Origin of the sequence: Mycobacterium lepromatosis (assembly GCF_000975265.2) — a bacterium.
Taxonomy (GTDB): domain Bacteria; phylum Actinomycetota; class Actinomycetes; order Mycobacteriales; family Mycobacteriaceae; genus Mycobacterium; species Mycobacterium lepromatosis.
Genome location: NZ_CP083405.1, coordinates 1,194,511 through 1,215,520, shown reverse-complemented (window position 1 = coordinate 1,215,520; position 21,010 = coordinate 1,194,511). Strand labels below are relative to the sequence as shown.

General features: G+C 56.5%; 12 protein-coding genes and 8 pseudogenes. 12 read left to right on the top strand and 8 right to left on the bottom strand.

Annotated features, from left to right (window positions below; translation table 11 throughout):
- Nucleotides 1-35: 35 nt before the first annotated feature.
- The 3 genes and pseudogenes from MLPF_RS05700 to MLPF_RS05690 form a co-directional block, all read right to left on the bottom strand.
- Nucleotides 36-251 (bottom strand): biotin/lipoyl-binding carrier protein, encoded by a 216-nt coding sequence (locus MLPF_RS05700; RefSeq protein WP_045842722.1) that lies wholly within the window; start codon nucleotides 249-251, stop codon nucleotides 36-38.
- A gap of 388 nt (nucleotides 252-639) precedes the next feature.
- Nucleotides 640-959 (bottom strand): annotated as a pseudogene (locus tag MLPF_RS05695) (mycothiol system anti-sigma-R factor).
- Nucleotides 956-1,598: pseudogene (locus MLPF_RS05690) on the bottom strand (sigma-70 family RNA polymerase sigma factor). Before MLPF_RS05690 ends, MLPF_RS05695 begins: the two co-directional pseudogenes overlap by 4 nt.
- A 329-nt stretch (nucleotides 1,599-1,927) precedes the next feature.
- Between MLPF_RS05690 and MLPF_RS05685 the strand changes: the two are divergent.
- Both MLPF_RS05685 and MLPF_RS05680 read left to right on the top strand, forming a co-directional pair.
- A pseudogene (locus MLPF_RS05685) lies at nucleotides 1,928-2,652 on the top strand (SDR family NAD(P)-dependent oxidoreductase); the annotation flags it as partial.
- A 100-nt stretch (nucleotides 2,653-2,752) separates the two neighbouring features.
- Nucleotides 2,753-3,141 (top strand): annotated as a pseudogene (locus tag MLPF_RS05680) (YbaK/EbsC family protein); the annotation flags it as partial.
- 12 nt (nucleotides 3,142-3,153) lie between these two features.
- Here the strand turns inward: MLPF_RS05680 and MLPF_RS05675 are convergent.
- Nucleotides 3,154-3,333 carry a hypothetical protein gene (locus tag MLPF_RS05675; protein WP_045842699.1) on the bottom strand — a complete coding sequence of 60 codons (180 nt, stop codon included), beginning with the start codon at nucleotides 3,331-3,333 and terminating at the stop codon, nucleotides 3,154-3,156.
- 620 nt (nucleotides 3,334-3,953) lie between these two features.
- Here MLPF_RS05675 and MLPF_RS05670 point away from each other — a divergent pair.
- From MLPF_RS05670 to MLPF_RS17200, 4 genes and pseudogenes are all read left to right on the top strand, one after another.
- Complete coding sequence (locus tag MLPF_RS05670) at nucleotides 3,954-5,732, top strand: nucleotide-binding protein (RefSeq protein ID WP_045842698.1); 1,779 nt, start codon at nucleotides 3,954-3,956, stop codon at nucleotides 5,730-5,732.
- A 2,325-nt stretch (nucleotides 5,733-8,057) separates the two neighbouring features.
- A complete protein-coding gene (locus MLPF_RS05665; RefSeq protein ID WP_050038983.1) occupies nucleotides 8,058-8,339 on the top strand; it encodes a hypothetical protein in 282 nt (93 codons plus the stop codon).
- A 3,115-nt stretch (nucleotides 8,340-11,454) separates the two neighbouring features.
- Nucleotides 11,455-11,736, top strand: coding sequence for a PPE domain-containing protein (locus tag MLPF_RS17205; protein WP_156146995.1), 282 nt, complete (start codon nucleotides 11,455-11,457; stop codon nucleotides 11,734-11,736).
- A pseudogene (locus MLPF_RS17200) lies at nucleotides 11,657-11,835 on the top strand (PPE domain-containing protein); the annotation flags it as partial. The gene MLPF_RS17205 and the pseudogene MLPF_RS17200, both read left to right, overlap by 80 nt.
- Nucleotides 11,836-11,904: 69 nt before the next feature.
- On the opposite strand, the gene MLPF_RS05655 reads toward MLPF_RS17200, so the two are convergent.
- Nucleotides 11,905-12,084, bottom strand: coding sequence for a hypothetical protein (locus tag MLPF_RS05655; RefSeq protein WP_237817262.1), 180 nt, complete (start codon nucleotides 12,082-12,084; stop codon nucleotides 11,905-11,907).
- 353 nt (nucleotides 12,085-12,437) lie between these two features.
- Between MLPF_RS05655 and MLPF_RS17195 the strand changes: the two genes are divergently transcribed.
- On the top strand, nucleotides 12,438-12,578 hold the full coding sequence (locus tag MLPF_RS17195) for a hypothetical protein (RefSeq protein ID WP_156146994.1): 141 nt from the start codon (nucleotides 12,438-12,440) through the stop codon (nucleotides 12,576-12,578).
- A gap of 134 nt (nucleotides 12,579-12,712) precedes the next feature.
- On the opposite strand, the gene MLPF_RS05650 is transcribed toward MLPF_RS17195, so the two are convergent.
- Nucleotides 12,713-13,120, bottom strand: a complete 408-nt coding sequence (locus tag MLPF_RS05650) for a hypothetical protein (RefSeq protein WP_045842696.1) — start codon at nucleotides 13,118-13,120, stop codon at nucleotides 12,713-12,715.
- Nucleotides 13,121-15,085: 1,965 nt separating this feature from the next.
- On the opposite strand from MLPF_RS05650, the pseudogene MLPF_RS17190 reads away from it, so the two are divergent.
- Nucleotides 15,086-15,145 (top strand): annotated as a pseudogene (locus MLPF_RS17190) (hypothetical protein); the annotation flags it as partial.
- A gap of 76 nt (nucleotides 15,146-15,221) precedes the next feature.
- Entirely contained in the window at nucleotides 15,222-15,305 is an 84-nt protein-coding gene (locus MLPF_RS17185; RefSeq protein WP_420329585.1) for a hypothetical protein, read from the top strand.
- Nucleotides 15,306-15,756: 451 nt separating this feature from the next.
- Here MLPF_RS17185 and MLPF_RS05645 read toward each other — a convergent pair whose 3' ends face one another.
- Entirely contained in the window at nucleotides 15,757-16,506 is a 750-nt protein-coding gene (locus tag MLPF_RS05645; protein WP_193386720.1) for an SOS response-associated peptidase, read from the bottom strand.
- A 61-nt stretch (nucleotides 16,507-16,567) separates the two neighbouring features.
- Between MLPF_RS05645 and aroA the strand changes: the two genes are divergently transcribed.
- The 3 genes and pseudogenes from aroA to MLPF_RS05630 form a co-directional block, all read left to right on the top strand.
- Nucleotides 16,568-17,854, top strand: coding sequence for a 3-phosphoshikimate 1-carboxyvinyltransferase (gene aroA, locus MLPF_RS05640; protein ID WP_162196887.1), 1,287 nt, complete (start codon nucleotides 16,568-16,570; stop codon nucleotides 17,852-17,854).
- Nucleotides 17,851-18,831: a ribosome small subunit-dependent GTPase A gene (gene rsgA / locus MLPF_RS05635; protein WP_045842721.1), complete on the top strand. Its 981-nt coding sequence runs from the start codon at nucleotides 17,851-17,853 to the stop codon at nucleotides 18,829-18,831. Before aroA ends, rsgA begins: the two co-directional genes overlap by 4 nt.
- A 228-nt stretch (nucleotides 18,832-19,059) precedes the next feature.
- Nucleotides 19,060-19,578, top strand: a pseudogene (locus tag MLPF_RS05630) (steroid 3-ketoacyl-CoA thiolase); the annotation flags it as partial.
- Between the two features lie 67 nt (nucleotides 19,579-19,645).
- Here the strand turns inward: MLPF_RS05630 and MLPF_RS16175 are convergent.
- Nucleotides 19,646-20,882: pseudogene (locus MLPF_RS16175) on the bottom strand (fatty acid desaturase family protein).
- Nucleotides 20,883-21,010: the final 128 nt, after the last annotated feature.

Here is a 21,010-nt window from a genome sequence, read left to right as displayed (position 1 = left end):
ACGTTTCTCGGCGGCAGATACGAAGACTGCACCGGCTAGCTGATCACAGCAATAAGATCACCGGCCTGAATCACATCGCCCACCGACACACTCACTTTGCTGACGATGCCGGCAACTCCAGCCAAGACGGGGATCTCCATCTTCATCGACTCCAGCAGAACCATGACGTCACCCTTGCCGATTTGGTCCCCCTCGCTGACAACGACTTCAAGCACACTCGCCACGATCTCGGCACGAACATCCTCGGCCATCTTCACTCCACTCGTTTCGACCACTGGCGCATGCTGGCTGCTGGTATCTCAAGCTTCTTGATCAAGCCCATAACATATCTATCGAACCATAAGATCAAGTCAGGACTACGACACACGGACTAGTAACGCCCCGTTGAAACACTGCAAGAAGAGACCTTGAAAGACACCAAAAACAACGTGGTAGGTGCCGAGCCCCGGATTTCGGGGCAACAACGGAGGTTTTCCCACAGCCAGGCAAGGCCACAAGAAACACAACCGTAGGTACAGCAAAGCCAACCACGGTAAGGCACCCCAATGTCTTAAAACCCGGCTACAATGCGCATCGCATCTTCACTGTTATGTGAGGGCATTGCAGTTGCCACCCCCGCTTGCAGGGGGGCTGAGCAAATCACAACCGGGCGTGACCGCTACAGCATACCGTGGATGATGGTGGTCTACGGATCTCGAGCTTGAGGCGTTCCCGTAAGCCTTCAGGAACCTTCTTGCCTTTGCACCGCGTCGCAATCAACGCTTTGATCCGCTCTTCCAGCCCACAATGCTTCAGGCGTCCAGGGCATGCCTACCGGGTGCCGGGGCAGCCCCTCGAGAATCTCGGCGGTGCATTCACACCGTCAAGCAGTGGTTTATATCCTGACAAATTACTTCCGCGCAACCGACGCTGTCGTGGTAATCGCTGTCCTCGGGGTCTGGGCCGGAAAATTCGCTCATGACGGGATGACACCTCCTTGGTGAGCCTGCGAGACGCGGACAAAGCCCCGCTCCTTGGCCACAACAGAACACACAGCTGACGTCTGCCGCGGTGAACCGCGGCATCGTAGTCCCAATAGGTTTATCCATAATCTCGGCGATCCCCCTACAAGGAAACCCTCAATGTCAGGCTTGTAGACCGCCATCCGGAACTCGTCTGGCAATGCCTGCAGCGCTCGTTTGATCTCGGTGTCCGGTAACGCTTGAAGAGCTTCAACCTTGGCCGAGCGCAACCCGACTAAAGAATGCTGGGCGTTCGCGACACCAATTGCCAATCGATGGTCTCATCGGTAAGGGACTCCCCTAACTGTCCCTACTTCTTGCGATAGCTGTTAATATCACGAATTCTTGAGGCTCCGGTATAGCTTCGCCTCTAGGTTCGTGTCCGCGAGGAACGAGCGACACCCGAGTAGACCATCACCATCATCTCCTGGAGAAAGTTGTCGGCACCGACGAGATTGCGCATCATACGCAGTGCACCGCCATAAAGTTGATCCCTCAAAGGAATTGCCTCGCGCTCAAAACGCACCGTAGGCTCTTCGTCGGCCTCCTCTGGCGGCCAGGCTCGGACCTCCTATCCGCTCACGCCGTCTCGGCCATCTCGATTAACCCGGCCCCTTTGTTTGCAGTGACACCGGACAGCGCTGGCAACCACACCAAGACGCGCAAAGAAGCGATTCAACTGCTCCCTCTGCCCACCAGATTCATCGCAGTTAACATCAAATTCCTCCTCCTACATCTAAAGGCTGGGACCGACAGTGTCATCGTGGGTCTGCTGCTGTCTGCACTTAGCAGATTCACCTGCAGCAACGCATCCGTCAACAGTGCTGGCCAGCGCGCTAGTTCCGCTATTTCCGAGCGCCAATGATCGGCAAACTGGATTAGGTACCGCAATCCAGCCAAATCGGAAACGGCGTTAGTGTGACGCTATGTCTCTCAATGGCAAAACCATGTTCATCTCGGGCATCAGTCGCGGCATCGGCCTTGCGACAGCCAAACGGTCTGCACACGTCTGCACATGATGATGCTGCCAATATGACCCTGATCGCCAAGCCGCACCCCAAGCTGCCCGACGCGGTCTACCCCGCGGCCAAGGAGCTCGAGAACGCGAACGACCAGGCACTGCCAATCGTCAGGGACATCCGTAACCCGGATTCCGTCGAGTCTGCTGTGGCCCAAGACCTTGAGCAGTTCGACAGCATCGATATCTGCGTCAACAACGCGTCGGCGATCAACCTGGGACCCATCACCGATGTACCTATGAAGCACTTCGACCTGATGAACGGCATCCAGATGCGCAGCACGTCCACGGGGTCACAAGCGTGCATCCCACACAGAAGGACCGCCAGAAGAACCCGTATATCCTGACGTTGTCGCCGCTGGTACTGCTCGAAAAAAAGTGACCTACGCCGACGGCCCACATGGACCGAGAAGATGCGTGATGCCAGCATCGCGTCGCACACGTTGTAGCCACACACGCTGATAGCCACCGCCGCAGTGCAGAACCTGCTCGACGTCGACGAGGCGATGACGCGGACCCGGCAGCCCGAGGTGTATGCCAGTATGTCCTAAACGCTCTTAAACAAGCCGGCTGGCAAAATCACCAGCAATTCCGTGCCGTGCGAAGATGTGCCTGATGGAGTCCGGCGTAACCAAATATTTCCGGTCTACGAATGCATGTCGGTCGGATAGTCCAGTATAGACCTATGAGTGAAACGAGGTCAACCCTCCGGGCTACACCCAACCCTACGCAGATGAGCGCGGTTAGATCAGCAGCCCCAGAACCCGCAGCACTGGTCAAAGCCGCTTTACCACACGAGATCTTGCAATTCGATACCGTTAGCAACCTACCGTAGTCCCCTGACACCGCGCCCGAGCAGGTATTCAAAACACTGATCATCGCACTACCCCGCGAGCTAGCCATCGCGATACTGCCGGTGCCGTCCCGGTCTGTCGCTGCAGGAAGCTTCCGCGGCGGTCGGTGTGACCAAAGCCAACATGGCCGAACCCGGTACTGCTCGACGGGCTACTAGCTATGTGGTCGGCGGGTCTTCCCTTCGGTCAGCGCAAGCGGCTGCGAACAGTTGTGGACGCCTCGGCGTTAAGCAGAGACCGGGTGCCGTGCAGCGCCGATAAGCGGCATCGATTCCTTACGCTAGAACACCAAAGCAAACCAGGTTATGTCCGGCACATCCATCCGGCTGGCGACCGGTCGAGTGGTATTGGTGAGCAGCGGGTCCAGCAGTGCGGCGAGCCTGTCTGACTTGATAGTTGGATGCGGGATTTCGGGAACTCCCGAGGGGAATAGTTCAAAGTATCGATATATCAGTAACACAGTTGCTGGCTAAGGGTGTCCATCGCCCTGCTTTTCGCAGCTCCGCCGACATATATGAAAAGCCAACCCGCATATTGATCAATCAACAAATTTATGATGTGAGTCACATTAAGTGTTCCAACTCGCGCAACGATCCCACAAGCAACACCATGCACATTGCGGACCATCGATTAGCAGGGCCGTTGCGTTGACGGCGCAACGGTCTTGACCCACTACCCCCCCCGGACATCGACCGGCGGCGCTCCACAGCGTCATCGACTGTTGTGATACTGCGGTGAAATAACCGCGCGCCACACGACAAAGTCTGTCGGCTCCACAGCAGACGCCTACCTCAGCCGTCTGGTCGCACCGAACCGAAGAGTCCCGCAGCATCGCGGAAACTCTCAGACTACACCCGTCACTATAACAAGTACTAGGCCAAAGATGTCTCAACCTTCAATTAACGGCCACACCAAACCGCGTTGAGCTCACACGACGTCACTATTCGGCGCCCCGATCGCAGTGGCGCGATACCAGCAAATCGTGGCAAGCGCCAGTAAGACCAGACAATGGGCGCGTCTGCGAACTCGGTTGCATTGCAGTCGGCTCTGCAGCCGACCACTGACCAGGAGCAATAGCCAATGACTACTTTTAGAGAACGACGCACCATGTTCGACGCCGCCGTGGCCAGCTACCAGTCCGGAGACAAGGCCAGCGCTGGGGCCGCTTTCGCTCGTCTCACCGTCGAGAACCCCGACATGTCCGACAGCTGGTTGGGGCGCCTAGCCTGCGGCGACCATAATCTCGACACTCTGGCTGGAGCTCACCAGCACTCGGAAGTGTTGTACTCTGAAACTCGCCGCGTCGGACTCAAAGACGGTGATCTGCACGCCGAGATCGCCGCACCGATGTATCTGACGTTAACGACTTGGTCGCGTGCCACTATCGGGCTTGCATACGCCAGCGCACTGATTAACGCAGGCCGCTACGACGAAGCGTCAGTAGCTCTCGATGATCCGGTCGTCACCGAGGACGATGACGCTGCCCTAGCCCGTCAGTTCGTCATGGCGACGCTGTTCCACCAGACGCGCTCCTGGTCTAACGTATTGAAAGTTGCCGAGGTCTCACCACCGAGCAACAACACCGATGATCACAACGAACTCACCGGCGCCGTGGCGGCACTCGCTTCAACCGCCGCATCGAATTTGGGCCAGTTTCAGTTCGCGTTGGAGCTCACCGAACGAGTCTCGACTACCAACCCGCAGGTAGCCGCTGACGTGGCGCTCACCAGAGCGTGGTGCCTGCGAGAATTGGGGGACGATGACGCTGCCAGGGCCGCCCTCACCGCCGCGCCCATCAGCGACACCCCAACGACACACAACACAGCCGAGCCGGCTAGCCGCCCGCAACCAACCACGTTTCGGCATCCCTACGACGACGGACGTGATCTCCTGGTGGCTCGCCGACGCCCTGCAGCCGGGAACGGTTGGCGCAAATTTGTGACCAAGGCGACTTTCGGGCGGGTAAATCCGGAACCAAGCGCCAAGGCCGAGCAGACTAACGAATTGAATCGCCGCATCTGTGCTCCGCTGGCCGATGTCCACAAAGTAGCGTTCGTCTCCGCTAAGGGCGGCGTGGGTAAGACTACGATCACGGTAGCGCTGGGCAATACCATGGCCCGGCTGCGCGGTGATCGGGTGATCGCCGTGGATGTCGATGCCGATCTGGGGGATCTTTCGGCACGATTCCGTGAGCGCGGTGGACCGCAGACTAACATCGAACATTTCGTGTCAGCACGGAATGCCAAACGCTACGCGGATGTGCGTGTACACACCATCATGAACAATGACCGGCTAGAAATGCTTGGCGCCCAGAATGATCCGCGGTCCACATACAGGCTTGGTCCTGATGACTTTGACACTGCGATGAAAATTCTAGACAATCACTGCAACGTGATACTGCTTGATTGCGGAACCCCGGTCAATGGGCCATTGTTTAGCAAGATCGTCAGCACTGTCACTGGCCTGGTTGTGGTGGCATCCGACGACGTGCGCGGTGTCGAAGGAGCGTTGGCCACCCTGGACTGGCTGGATGCACATGGGCATGCTAGGTTACTCCAGCACACGGTGGTAGTTCTCAACGCAATTCAAAAAACCAAGCCCTTCGTGGATTTCGGAATCGTCGAAAATCAATTCAGAAAGCGGGTCCCGGATTTCTATCCGATGCCCTATGACCCGCATCTGGCCACTGGTTTGGCCGTGGAGTACACCTCCCTCAAGCGAAAGACACGGAACGCGCTGAAAGAATTGGTTGGGGGTGTGGCACAACACTATCCGGTCATCCGAGCGCAGCAGCGCGACGAAGATGGTTTGGGAACCTGGATCGAAACGATACGTCAGGGGGAGATGACGTCTCGTTGAGCTTGACGAGTACATGCTGCCACGAGCTCATGCACGTACCCGAGAACGATCTAGCAACCGGAAAGCCAAAGACAAAGAATTGTTACGAGTTGGATAACTAAATTCTGGAGTTGATGTTTCGGATCGGATAGAAGCCTGGGTTAACAAGAAAGAGAAGGAAATAATGAGCATGTGGCGCCAAGGGGTGAAGAACAGACGGGTAAATATCCAGTGGATCGCGTGGACGCCTATGTATGGATGTATCTGCGATCTAACTACCCGTACAACACCCGCCAATTCGGCACTCAAGATACTGTGTTCCTAACCTGAGACTACGAGGAGGATCCGCTAATGAAGGTGACGTTGACGGCCTCAGACGAGCCCAACCGGACCTGTATCCCTCTCTACCGCCTACGTCACATCAGGTGGACCTCAGTGACAAACGGGTGCTATAGGTTGGGGACACGGCGGCGGAGCGTCATATCGCATGCGCACCTTCCACCCGGCTGACGCCCCAATGTGGATGCTTTCGGACAGAATGATCAGTGCGGAAATTATGCGCGGGATCAAGACGGAATTCATGGCCGTGGTGGCAAGAAAGAGTAGCTGAACGCGAACGCATGGCCATTCGTTGGTATCTCTGCGCCACTTACGGCCCGCTCTCCTGGCCACATTACCTCCGAAGATCCTCCGGAACCTGTAAAGCAGAAAAGACCTCGTACAAGAGGTATTGCTTCTTCAAGGCATGAGGCAACGAACCCGCTCGGTAGCGTTACCCGTCTGATCAGTGCACTCCTCCACGTTCATACTGTCGCCTGCCTATCTATCCTGCTCCTTACTCTGTTTATCTGTGTCGAGTACCTGCTCAGCGCCGACCCGATGCACCAGCAGAAGCCCCACTAGTCGGTCCTCATAACGCGCGGCTACGCACCACCCGGCAAACTGCACGAGACCGGATTAGCTGACTGATTACACGCCAAGCACCGGTCCATAGTCGAACGTGCTATTGCCCGACTTACCCGCGAAAATTACCGCCTTCACCACCACAACAACACCACAAAAAAACGACCACTGGCTACAGCACCGAGCCACCGTGCCCAACCCACACCGACTGACTCCCCTGAGGCCCCACTGCACCGGCACGAACTGGGTTATCTCCTAACAACATCAGCTACAAAGCTGAAATCAACCATCGATGACTGCAACCCGTAATCACGGCGGGAAGACCTCCGTGTCGACCGCCAAGTCTTCAACTCGCGCCTTGAAACGCCCCGCCCACGAATCCAAGAGTCTCCTATCGACCTGAGTCGGTTCGTCGCGGGATCACACCTTGAGTAGGCCAGCCAACCTGGAAGGCGGTACGTACGTCCATGATGCCGATCACGATCAGCCAGCAGCGGGCGACCATGGGGCAGGATCGCGATCGAATTTAGAGGAGGGAGGTAATCATAACTTCCACCGCAGATCACCTATTAGTCAAGCTGGAGAACGCCCGCCAACCGCGTGCGGACATATGGTCGAAAATAGCGTCGCGATAAGGATGGTCATCCCACAAAATAGCTAACCTATGCCTATCCACAAGGCCAACAGTATGATCAACTCGAGGTGGTTGCGGAAGCAAAGAATCCCAACACCAATGATACAATGTTGCCTATATAATATAAACAATTTCATTGTGTAGATGACATAAGTTCCTAATATGGCGAACACATAGAAAATTTCTTAATCCATCAAGTAGATACTAGAAGAACACCTGCTACCAGCAGTGTATTTTCTGATCCGCTTAGCACCATGGAATCGAATTACACTACCAGTAAGCCAGTGCTAAATAGCAATTACAACGCATTGTAACCAAACTAGTTTATGGACATAATAAACGGTCTATTAGATAGTTATCATTCCAATATAAGTAACCAAAATCAATGTAAAGAAAATTCCTGAGAAAATACAATTTTGCATCGCGCACAGTCGTAGCGAACAATACCGGACTGCAACCGGTGAGTTAAGCGATCACGGAGCGCTGACTGAGTACCGCGCCGATGATAGGCGGCAGGCCTAACGAGCTTGCCACGGCCGTCGACCCGGCCGAGCCAGAGCCTCCAAGTCACACTCGGTCGGACATCATCACGCAACCGGCTGCTACGGTTCCCGCGTCATCCGCTGATGCCGGCCTAGTTTGATGCACCTACTGTGCTTCACGGTATCGACATTCGCCCAGCTGGTTCGCACCGAGCAGGAGCGAGCGCTATTTGGAGGTTGCCGGTGCATGCCTCCCGGCAACTTCACTATCCGATGACCTCAGCTGCCGGAATGGGCATCATCACAGCCGGTCACCGGCACGGTTGAGTGATAGCCGAAGGTGAATCGCAGGAGATCACCAACGCGATGGTGGCGCTGCTGATTTACCTGGGCGGCAAAATCGCGACCGGGGTCCGGGTCAAGACACCATCGGAGCTGCTAATAGCAGACGTCACGATGCTCGATCTGGCCCCATGCACGGTCGCCAACATTCTAGGAGAACGTCTTCTGCATCGAGTTTCAGCTGCCTTCAGCAGGTTCCGCTGCCCATTGGGCAGCAATACCCGGCCGATCCGCAACGCTCGGTGGGGCAACGCTCATCCGATGTAGAGCTACGCACACGTCCCGAGCATCTACACCGGCAATGCAACCGAGGCAATCATTGCCCCAGATCGAGCGATTCGCAACCAGTTTCCGGGAACACGCATCGTCGGCTACACAGTCCGGTCAGGGACGCAGCTTACTGGCTACAATAACTACGTGAGCGACACAACCATGACCGGCGTCAAGGAACACTAGCCAGCCGATATTCGTTACACGAATCACCTGGTCGCCGTAGCCGTAGGATATGATGAATATCAGACATGTCTATCTGCTTCGCAGCTTTCCCAACGGGGCCATGGGATGTGCGGCGCTAATACCATCAAAAGCACGCTCAAGGCCCTGACACGGCACATAAAAGCCAATGCGAAAACCAGCAGGCAGTTTTCCGCGATAGCGTCACGCCCGCCAAACACCAATTTTGGCCTTCGCTACAGTAGTGCTGTTTCGGCAGCGAACCACCAATGCCCCAGATCCCGCGCTGCTGGCATGGCGATGCGTTCAAACTCGTCGAGTTCTGCGGTCGGTTGGTAAATATCTTAACGTCGTCCTCATCCTCAGAACGTTTGCTGAAAGCGATCGGAAAATGGATAAAGTTGGCACGCGGCATATTCAGCGCCCAGCTATGCATAGTTTACCATATCATTATCCGATTGACCATCTTTTGCGGGATAGCCTTACCATGGTGTCCACCCCCATGCAGGAAGTCCTGGCTGACTTCTCAGAACAACAACAAGCCCCAGTAAGCAACTAATCTTAGTGTAGAACAAGCGAAATCAGTTAACGAAGATGGCATGGTGAAGTGAGTAAAATCGAAGCCAGGTACTACCAAACAGCAACGAAGACGCGTTTGTCGTCACGGGGTCGGGAACGTTGCCAATAGACAAGCAGAACTACAGTTGCGAGCGCTGCGCAGCATGGACATCGTTATCCATAACATGTGTTTGTGGCAGTACACTTTTGTCCCCTACGTCCAGTGAGAGTGGCTACCACGGTAGAAGAACTATAGTTTCAGCGCTACGCACCTTATGCCAGGCAAACGGTTGACCTGGCGTCAGCAGGAACAGAATCGCTATTCCGGCACTGCGTAGACCACGCGTATTCGTCAGGCAGCGCCTATTGGCTGATTTCCAATTCGCTGCACCATGTTTTCCTAAGCCAGCCACCCTGGGAGGGGTATAGTGGCAGGAATTGAGCCCAATCAAGCAATTCAGTCACCGTGATATATGACTTCTTTCGCATACCATGAATGTAGATAAATTTTACCTCAATAGGTTCCGAAAGAATGTATGGTTTAGTAGGCGGAATCATTATTCTACGACAGAATGACACGAGCGTGTGAAGGATTGATAGTTTCCTTCGAGCGCGGCTAGGCCGCGAGGGACTTTACTGCAAACCTGCTGGTTAACCGCCACGAACATGTCAGTTTGAAGAGCGCTGCCAGTGTTGGATTACAACACTGGCAGCAAATACCGCCAAATAGCAACCGAACCAACGACGACTTAATCGACAAACGCCACGAAGTCGAACTGGGAAGCGCAACCAACAAAGTTTAATAGGAAACGGATGTTAAGCCAAGGTATCCTGCAGGAATCGCCGACTGGAGCTAGTGCACCGCTTTCCATTCCGATCGCCAATCCGGCCAAATTTGCGTTGCAGTGCGCCACGGGTAACCAGTCGTACTGCAGGACTGGTCACCGCTTAGAATGGTGTCGTAAGTCATTCATGATAGCTGGCTGTGACCACTAGCAACACGTAGCAGTACCGACACAGGATGAAATCTTTATAAGCAGTGCCTGACACAGCCCATCAAGTCGCAGCCGACCGGACACCTCCGCCGTTCAGTCGGATTAATATAAAGGGACACATCCATCTTGGTGGACATCCAACCTCTGGCTTTCGATCAGCCCGGAGTGATACCATATTACACGGTCGACTAGGAGCTTGACAGTTAATGCCATGTTGACTTTGTCGATGCCCCTTCTAGTGAGTATTACCTGATGCTCATCGAACTAATCAATATCGAAGGTAGCCTGGGCCACCCGTTGGTTTTGAACATGGCAAAATATACGGCGTAGATGCGCAAGCTCCTAGGGAATCGCACAGATAAACCCAGTCGTCATAAGCCAACTATGCGGGAAAGTCGGGTGCACACCTACCTGTGAGCTGTTATACTAAACAGCAGGTCCCCGCGGGCCAACAGCAGGCCGGCTTGCAGGAGTGCGCTTAGTCCGCAGAGCGCCCGGCGGCAGCTGCATGATGCGCATGCGAGGTGGAGGAAGGCGCGTTCCTAATAGATCCGCTGCGTGATGGTGTCACTACGCTCGAGCAGCAGCACCGTCTAGCCGGTCGATTGGATAGTTCGATGCGGCAGGGCGACGGACTAAATCTCCGATTACTGTCTCGTCCCGATATACCGGGGCAGTCAATATCGATATACACCTGCGGGGGCAAACGGCGACCTGGTATCACATTCCAGCCATAGCCGTACCCGCGGCTATCAGCGTAATGAGGGTTGTGATGCCTAGCAGAAACAACAGCATCGCCGATAACGCCAAGCACTGCAGCCTGGATCAGCTGCCTCCGTCATTTGATGGAGGCAGCTTCATCCCTGGTTCTAGCCAGTCAACGGATAGGAATCGTCCTATCCCAGTGGCCCCCTGGTCATGTGGATCCACGCATACCAACTGTTAGCTTTACCACTAACCCCGTTGCGATCGCTCGTCTTATTCGACGATGCACTGCTGATTGCGAACTGAGTCAATGACGTCAGCACCGTCCCGCGCGGAAAATCCTTCTATCGCCATGATGCACAACTTGATTGGAGTCCGACTCCATCAAGGATGGTTCCCAGATATATGATTGCCACTGCACCGTATTCATTGGATTACACGGCTCTACAAGCTTTTTCGTGCGTGACCACACACCAGCCTGATAACCGACATCCGCCTGATTCATCAAGTAGAATTCCGCCTCCTTCGTGATTACAACACCAGAAATACTGACCAGGGCAGTCGACAACTGACAAGGCATCGGCTATGCGATCAGCGCCCAGGAAGCGGCGATTCATTAATTACCGGCAGCACCCCTGAAAGCCAACGAAGCAGTTCATGGATTTCTCGCAGTGTTACCTACGGAAATCAACTCCGCCAGAATGCATACTGGCCTAGATTCCAGACCGGTGGTGGCGGCCATAGCAGTCTGGGTCGAATTGCCACCGAATTGCACTTCGACGGTAGCCACCTACGTCGCTGTGACCGCTGCGCTAGCCGGCGTGGCCGTGACAGGGGCCGTTCAATATCGATGGACATTCGTCGTCAGCGTCTATTACAGCGTGGATAATCAGCACCACTACCCAGGCTGCGCAAGCGGGCGCCCAGGCCAAGGCCGCCGGGGCAGCCTTTGAGGCGGCTTTCGCCGCTACAGTTTCCCCGCCGGTGGTGATCGCGGCCAACCGTGTCGAGTTGGCTTCGTTGAAGCAACCAAAATCCTAGGTCAAAACACCCGCACGATCGCATCCACCGAAGCACATTACGCCAAGATGTGGGAACAGGATGTCGCTACGCATGTATGGCTACGCCGACGTTTCGGCCACCGCAGTGAAATTGCCACCGTCACCCCACCACCGACCGGCCAGCTCTGCCGGGTTAGCCGGATAGTCTTCCAGGAGGCCAACGGGTCGACCAGAACTCATGCACAGACGAATGCATGCCCAAGAGTAGAGGGTGATGTCCTGGTACCCCAAGCGCTGCAATAGCTTGCGTCGCCCAATCTGCTTCGATGGGCAATAGGGACACTCCTGCAACTCGAGATCGACATAACAACATTTGTCGCGATGGATTCATTGGTTGTGTAGGTACGTGCATGGCGTCTATCAGTACTGTGGCTAAGCTGACGCCCCCAGTGGCCAGGCTTTGGGGGGGGTCCTAGTTCTGGAGTTGGTGCACCGGAGTCCGCAGCCGTGGGCAACCGGGGCCGGCGCAGTGTCGGCGGGCCTAGATAAGGCCACTACTCTGGGGATGCTGTCGGTGCCGCTAAGCTGAGACGCAGCCACTCCGGCGATGGACCGCGGCGTGGAGCTGCAAGTTACCCCTGGGTGTCGCCCCAATGGCTGGGCCAGCGAGGCCGGCCGACATCATCGGGATGCCTACGGGGCAACAGGCGCCACCCGGGGTGGGCAGGGCGACGCGACTTCCACGATACGAGTTCCGCCCTACCATTATGGCACGCCCCATGACAGTCGGATAACCGGTCACGGCATGCATGGATGGGGATGCGCGACGGGTAGTGCGACAAACCTTGTCTACCCTGCCACTTCCGTCTGTCTTCGATACTGAAGTCCACTTGACGCGGTCAGTGCCGCCCCAGAGCAAAAGACTAGGCTAATCGGCGTAGGCGAGCTCATCACGCAGCGTCATGATCGGTAGATGTTGCTCGGGCGGAAGGAGTCCCGGATTGCTGCTGTCGGTATGCAACTCGCTATGCGGAATTGACTCGGAGCCAAAGGCGCTTCCTGCCTGAGACGATATGCCCGTCGAGTTGAAACCGGTACTGGCCCCGGCAGATGAAGATCTGCACCAGGCTTCCTGGAACAAACCGACCACGAGGTAGGTCGTTTGGTCGACGCGATCGAGGAAATTGACATCCCTGACAACACCTTCATCATCATCATCGACGACAACGGCGCCTCCGCCAAAGGCACCCCGGTTGGCTGCTTCAACGAGCAGAAACCACACTGAACGGGCTAAGGTAGCATCGAAAGCGCCGATTTCTCGGAGCAAGATCAACACCTTCGAAACGCCACACGCCTATAACCACTACGCCATGGACTGGGCACACGCGTTGTGCACTCCGTATCAGTGGACCAAGCAAATCGCTTCGCATTGGGGGCAGCACCTGCAACGGGATAATTGTGCACTGAACCAACGGGACTACCGATAAAGGCCAATGCGGCCGAGAATCACGATCTGCAATATAAATATTTCGAATTCCTAGGCAACCAGGGCATCTACTACCGAGGCAAGATAGCGGCAACTAAAGCACTGCACACCGTGGCTGCTAGACGTTCCGGCTTTCGACTAGGATGAGCGGGAACTCTACGGAACTGACGACTAGACCCAAGTCCATGATATTGCCAAAGAAAATCCAGAAATGTTGGCGCAGCTGCAAAGGCTGTGGCTCATCAGGGCAGTGAAATACACCATACTGTCGCTCGATGACCGTTTTTCCGGCGATTCAATCCCAACATCGCCGGACTCCTCTAGCTGATCCGCGGCAATCGCCAACTGATGTTTCCGGGTGTGGCAAGTCAGCTAAAACTGTAGTTGGTGCTCAAGAACAATATCGTACGCGGTAACCGCCCATATCACCGTGCCCGAAGCCGGTGTCAACTGGAGTGACCATCACCCCGGGTGGCCTCGTGACGAGCGGGCATTGCATGCGCACGAAAGCAGGCTGAGGTAATGCTATAACTTCCTGAGCATCAATTATTACATGGTGGATGTCGACAAACCGATCGCTGCGGGTAAGGACCAGGCACGTATGGAATTCCACTACGACGGTTACGGACTCGCGAAAGCCGGTGAAGTAACGCTATGCTGCTATGCCTTAGCCCCAATGAGCAGGGAACCGGGTGAACACGGCCCAACCCATGTCCTATTCGGCAAACGAAACATGCAACGGTGGCCACGACACCGTCTCGCCATGCTCGCCAAAATACGGGCTAAACGACAACAAATTCACCAGCGAAATCGATTTTTCCTAATGGAAATCGGTAGCTACAACCAGGACCAGTCGATGAATCCGCAGAATCGGCTACGGGTCACGCTGCCAAGCAATAGGCTCCTACCACCGGATCATTAGTCCTCGCTCCACTACGAAGCAATGCTTAATCTTCCCTGCCAACTCTAGGCAGTTACGTGCATTTTGCTTACCTACCTGGACTCATGGCGCCGCTCTTAGCCTCAGTGCGGGTTAACCTGGCAAGACGTCGACTTAAGCGACCTTGCCGCTAAATCACTTGTGCCACTGTGGTTCTAGTAGTATCTAAAGTAGCTTTTTTATCGAGACCTTCCGGAAGTTTCACAGTATGAATTCAAGTGGTGTCGTCAATAGCGAGGCCATCACGACGGCCTTTGACACTCTCGATACCGTGACCACACTGAACGTTAACTCATTGACCACTAGCAAATGGTTTGAAGTTGTTGAAGCGTTGCGAGCAGATGCGCTTTCGATTTACTGCGATAGGAGCATCCTTTGATCAATCCCCTCCTACTTGACAATCTATCCCAGAAGAACTAGGTAAGCAAGCTACCACACAATCGCCGAATGTACTCTGATCAGCCTTACCGAGGTGTCCCGGCGTATCCGGGAGGTCGCCGACCTGGGACCGCCGCGGAGGTTGACCGGCGGTGAACCGTTAAAGCCCAACTGTTGGCCGCCGTGGCCACCAACAGCGCTTGGATAAACTCGGCACAGAGTCTAATTCTAAGTTGGAGAATAAGATTTTACCACTAATTGCCCGGCTGGGTCGACTGGGTCACTCGCGAGCAGGACGAAACCGATCTGGCTAAGCACGGCACCCGATACCGGACCGAACAACTCGCCGTGCGAGCCCGACATGATCGCCGATTGCGTCAACCCTGACAGCACATACTGCGACAAAGACCACGCGTGACATCGCTTAACGCTGACCACCAGCAAGCCGAAGGCATGTTAAAGCGGCGCGCTAGCGCACCTCCGAAGCCCGCGCCACCATGAAGGCAGTGTGGGCCAAGTTGGCCGCGCTGAGCATGTGCAAACCTACCAACAACGACCGACCCTCTAGACAATCCATCACCCAAGATTCCAGAGTCCCCGCCCAACGGCAACCACGACGCGCTCAATACCGCGTTGCGCGCCCTGCTGAAGTCGGGAAAACTAGCTCAGCACAACGGGTTACCGGACTCCATGATCGTCACCACAACTTTAGAATGAGTTGGAGAACGCCTCCGGTGGCAAGGAACTCACCGGCAGGAGAATAATCCTGATGAACGACGTGATCTACCTGGCACGGCATGCCCACCATTATCTCGCAATGTTTCGATACAAGCTGAAGTCATTGTACTCTACCACATCAAGCGACTCGCCTTCCCGACACAGCGAACTACTATTCATACACCAAGAACTGCAGCTACACAGCGTCACCCCTTAAACTCGATGCCGCACAACCTATGTCAACCAGCCAGTCTTCGGCTGCGGTGGCCACCACCCGCTGGCCAAGAAAGGCTGGACCATCCGCAAACACAAAGACGGGACCACCGAATGGATTCCGTCACTCCAACTCGACCACAGCCAACCACGAATCAACACATCTCACCATCCGGAGCTGTTACTACGCAACGAAGACGACGGCGAGGACGCCAACTCGGGAGCGACATAACCATCGCTACAGCAGCTTTATCTGTTCCGGCTGTAGCGGGACCGGCTCGAGCAGTTCAGGTCCGTTGTTACGCACGCTATTGACCAGCGCCGACACCGGGCGCACGTCGACGTCGTGCACATCCGGCGATCGCGCCAGCAATTCGGGGTCCGGCGGAATGTAAGGGTTAAGCCAGGCATCCCAGTCATATTCGGCAAGGATGAGTGGCATCCGATCGTGGATCTCGGCTAACTTCCCCACCGCGTCAGTGGTGATGATGGTGCAGCTCAACAGCGGAGCGGCGGAATTGGCCGGTTGCCATACTGACCACAGCCCGGCCATGAACAGCGTGGCGCCGTCGTCGCGATGAATAAAACATGGTGTCTTAGAGGCCTCTTTTCCTAGAGCCGAATCGGCGTTGACCTGCCATTCATACCAGCCGTCCATCGGCACCAGGCAGCGCTTGCTCTTGGCCAAATTCCTGAAAGCCGGTGATGTTACGACCTTGTCGGCACGGGCGTTGATCAACAGCGGACCTTTGGTGTCCGGGCCACCGTCAGGGCTTGCTTTGGTCCATGGCGGAATCAATCCCCACCGCATAAGGCGCACCCGACGGGTCGGCTCGTCGTCGGGCTCGCTACGGCGAGACACCACCGTGGCGACGGGTACCGTGGGAGCCACGTTGTAGTTAGGGGCGATCGCGGTTGCTTCGTCAATTGCCTTGATTTTCTTAGCTAAAAGAGCCGGATCCGTGATGACCGCAAACCGTCCGCACACGCCTACCATGGTGCCCGATACCCATAACACCCGTCTACACGACAGGATGTAACAGGTGAGCATCAAGTCCTGGATGGCCCCCTTTGCGGCGACACCGGTGCAGGCGACCGTGACACTTCCGGGCTCCAAATCGCAGACCAACCGAGCACTGGTGCTGGCGGCGCTGGCGTCCGCACAAGGCCAAGGCGCCTCGACCATCGGCGGTGCACTGCGCAGCAGAGATACCGACCTGATGATTTCAGCTTTACGGACGCTGGGCCTGCACGTCGACGAGGCCGGCTCCGCCTTAAAGGTCAGCGGCCGAATTACCCCCGGTGCAGGCGCTCGGGTGGACTGCGGCCTGGCCGGCACGGTATTGCGTTTTGTCCCACCGCTAGCGGCGCTGAGCGCCGACCCGGTCGCCTTCGACGGCGACGAACAAGCCCGGGCCCGGCCGATCGCACCGCTGCTGGATGCGCTGCGTGATCTGGGCGTCCCCATCGATGGCGCCGGTTTGCCTTTCCAGGTACAAGGCAGCGGATCGGTCGCCGGTGGCACCGTGACCATGGACGCATCGGCGTCCTCGCAGTTCGTCTCCGGCCTGTTGTTGTGCGCAGCGTCGTTCTCCCAAGGGGTGACCGTGCAGCACACCGGTTCGACGTTGCCTTCAGCTCCACATATCGCGATGACGGTTATGATGCTGCGGCACGCCGGCGTCAAGGTCGACGACTCGGTTAGTAACCGTTGGCAGGTGCGACCCGGTACAGTTGCGGCCCGGCACTGGGTCGTCGAGCCCGATCTCACGAACGCTGTTGCGTTCCTGGCGGCAGCAGCGGTCAGCGGTGGTACCGTGCGCATCACAGGCTGGCCAAAGACCAGTGTACAGCCCGCCGACAATATTCTGAACACCTTATTCCGATTGAATGTCGTTGTTAATCAAACTAATTCATTCCTCGAAGTACGAGGGTCAACGGTGTACGACGGCTTCGACGTCGACCTTCGCGCCGTCGGTGAGCTCACGCCGTCGGTGGCGGCGCTAGCTGCACTGGCCACCCCAGGATCGGTGTCGCAGCTATGCGGCGTCGCCCATCTGCGTGGCCACGAAACCGACCGACTCGCCGCGCTGAGCAACGAAATCAACCGTCTGGGCGGCGACTGTCAGGAAACGTCCGACGGTCTGATTATCACCGCGACACCGCTGCGACCTGGCGTCTGGCGAGCGTATGCTGATCACAGGATGGCAATGGCCGGCGCGATCATCGGGTTGCGGGTCTCCGGAGTCGAAGTCGACGACATCGGTGCCACCGACAAGACGCTGCCCCAGTTTCCACGGCTGTGGGCGAACATGCTCAAGAGGTCGACCGGTTGAGGCCCAACGACTACGACGAGTCCGATGTCAAGGTTCGCTCCTGCCGAAGCTCACGACCGAGGACCAAAACCCGTCCCGAGCACGCCGACGCCAAGGCTGCCATGGTGGTCAGTGTTGACCGTGGCCGTTGGGGCTGCGTGCTAGACAGTTGTCCCGATCGACGAATCACAGCCATGCGGGCACGCGAGCTGGGCCGCACCCCGATCGTCGTCGGCGACAACGTCGAGGTCGTCGGTGATCTGTCCGGCCGACCCGATACCCTAGCCCGCATCGTGCGGCGCCTACAGCGCCGAACAGTGTTGCGGCGCACAGCCGATGACGCCGACACAAGCGAGCGAGTGATGGTCGCCAACGCCGACCAACTGCTGATCGTGGTGGCGTTAGCGAACCCGCCGCCACGCACCGGCCTGGTCGACCGGGCACTAATCGCCGCCTACGCTGGTGGACTGGCACCGATCTTGTGCCTGACCAAGACCGACCTCGCCCCCCTGGAACCATTCGCTAAACAGTTTGTCGATCTAGACTTGACTGTGGTCACCGCAGGTGTCGACGATACCCTGCTCGCCGTGGCAAACTTGCTGGCCGGCAAGATCACCGTGCTACTCGGACATTCCGGAGTCGGCAAGTCGACCCTGGTGAATCGTCTTGTGCCCGAGGCGGACCGGTCGGTAGGCGAAGTCACCGGCATCGGCCGTGGGCGACATACCTCAACTAAGTCGGTCGCACTGCCATTGGAAGGTTCTGGCTGGGTGATTGACACGCCGGGAATCCGTTCGTTCGGGCTGGCCCACATCCGACCCGACGACGTGGTGCTGGCCTTCTCGGACCTAACCGAAGCAACCGAGGACTGCCCACGCGGCTGCAGTCATATAGGGCTGCCGGCAGACCCCGAATGCGCGCTGGACAACATGTCTGGACCCGCAGTCCGTCGCGTGGCCGTCGCCAGGAGACTACTGGCGGTGCTCAGGGAGACCTAACCGATCTCCCGCAAAGGCTCACGTCTGCACACCGACACACCGCTTAGGGCATAGACTCGCGCGCTCGCGGCCGACTAGGGATGATCAACGGACCTGGTTAGCCGCACATGCCGAGCCCGTCGGGCAGAACCGGGGACCCTACAGAAATGTAATGCAAATCATCTCTCTGTGCCCTGGATTGCTTTATATTCCCTATATCAGGCATCAGGGTTGCCCAACAATGTGGCAGCTGTCAGCTTCACCGCCCAGAGTGTGTTCGCCGACGCCTATGACCCCGTCATCGCCAGCGGTGTGGAATCGATATCCCAGGCACCGATGGGCAGCTTGGTGCTGCCGGGCAGCAATCCGTTCGGCGCGGACATGACTGCCTTTACCAAGGACGGGGTCTTTGACTACGCGCTAAGCCCGATCACCGGGTTGCAATCCAACGATATCATCCGGCCTGCAACGACCGTAGAGACGCTGGCCGCACTGCAGACATTGTTCTCTAGCGAAGCGAGGAAAGAGCGCTTACCACAGATCAATCGGCCGATTACCACGGGGAATGCGTCGCCACTATCGGATGGCAAAGCCGCGATCTTGATCACCAGTAGCGAGGTTGCTAACAAGCTGGGCCTGCGCCCGCTAGTCTGGATCCATACCACGACCGTGATCGAGTCGGCTCCGCGCTACATGCTTACTGGCATCATCCCCACCCACCGACAAGGTGTTGCATAGCGCCGCGGCTTGGCACTGGCCCACATCGACAATTACTCAGCGCCGCAGCGGAACTCGAAACGAAATTGTCAGCTCTGGCCGCCAAGGCGACTAACAACTAGGCCTGCAAGTTATCATCAACGCTGACCTCGGCCACTGCGGCCGGCTTGTTATGCCGCCAACTCCGCAGCGCGGCAATCACGACCTTCAACCCGCGTAAGCCAACCCGGTTGCCGTCCAGCAAGCATACACTCGCTGCGAGTCCTCAGTACGTTGTCGTAGTCATCGATCAAGTATTTGTTCGGCAGCTACAGCGTGGCTGTAGTGCAGCAGACTTTACGATACTGCAACAGAAAAGACCTGTGGTGTACAATAGATCATACGTGTCAACAATCTCGCGCACCCGCACCGAGATCGCGGAGCCGGTTGCTCGGCAGATCGGGATGCAGGTGGTGCGCGATCTGATGGCATAAGTTGCCACTCATGAACCACATCGCGGTCCCGGCGTTGAAATTGACACTACCGAGCATCTGCCGGCGGCAGCCACTGCCCTTACTCTCGCAGATTATGTCGGTTTTGGTGACTTTCTCGGCGCCATCCGGGAAATGCCCGCAGAAGCCTACGGCGTTAGACCGCACATTGCGGATCATGGTGGACTGGTACGTCACCCCGGGCAACAGCACGGTCAGCGCTGAGAACACAATGTAATCCTTGAACACTCAGCGGCCGACCTTTAGCCAAGAATTCAATCGATCCGTTGCCGAGCCTCTTGATAATCCAGCCGATTCTTTACGATCTTGCCGATTCCACATGTTGCAAAGTGACGCTTCCATTCGAAGCCGAATGCGAGCAACGTGTTGAAAAGCAAGTTGCGGATGTTGAAACGCTTCCAGCGCTGATCCTCATGTGACCCACAGCATGCCGTAACAGACGTCGTCGCCCATGCCGAGGATTTTGGTGTACTTGTGGTGCACAAAGATTGTTAATGAATCACCAATACTTACCCCACCGCGTCATGTCCTACTCCCACGAATGAAGCTCGGGGTAGTTCATCCAATCCCACTAGCCGTGCATGACGCTGTGGCCGATCGCCACGTTCTCGATGATCTTGGCCACACCCAGCGTCACCGCAACTACCCACCACGCCGAACACCGTGAACTGGCGACCAATAGTACCCGGCCAGCCACTTCCAGCACCCACTCACTGCGTCCCAATGGTGCGGCGAATGTAGCGGACGGTCTCGCTCATCACGCGAGTCTTCAACGTCGCTACGGATGACATCTACTCAACGGCTAGGTTTTCAATATCAACTTCCATCTAAATGTGCGAATGCGTCGACGCCTGTGATCGCCATCATCGTCATCTCCCTGCAGTCAGTAGGCAGCCCTAAAACTCATTCGAGAGCTACGCTATCGTAATATGCTATTATGCAAGTCATCCTTGAGTAGTAAGTAGACGTCGAGCACACAGTCGCCGTATGCG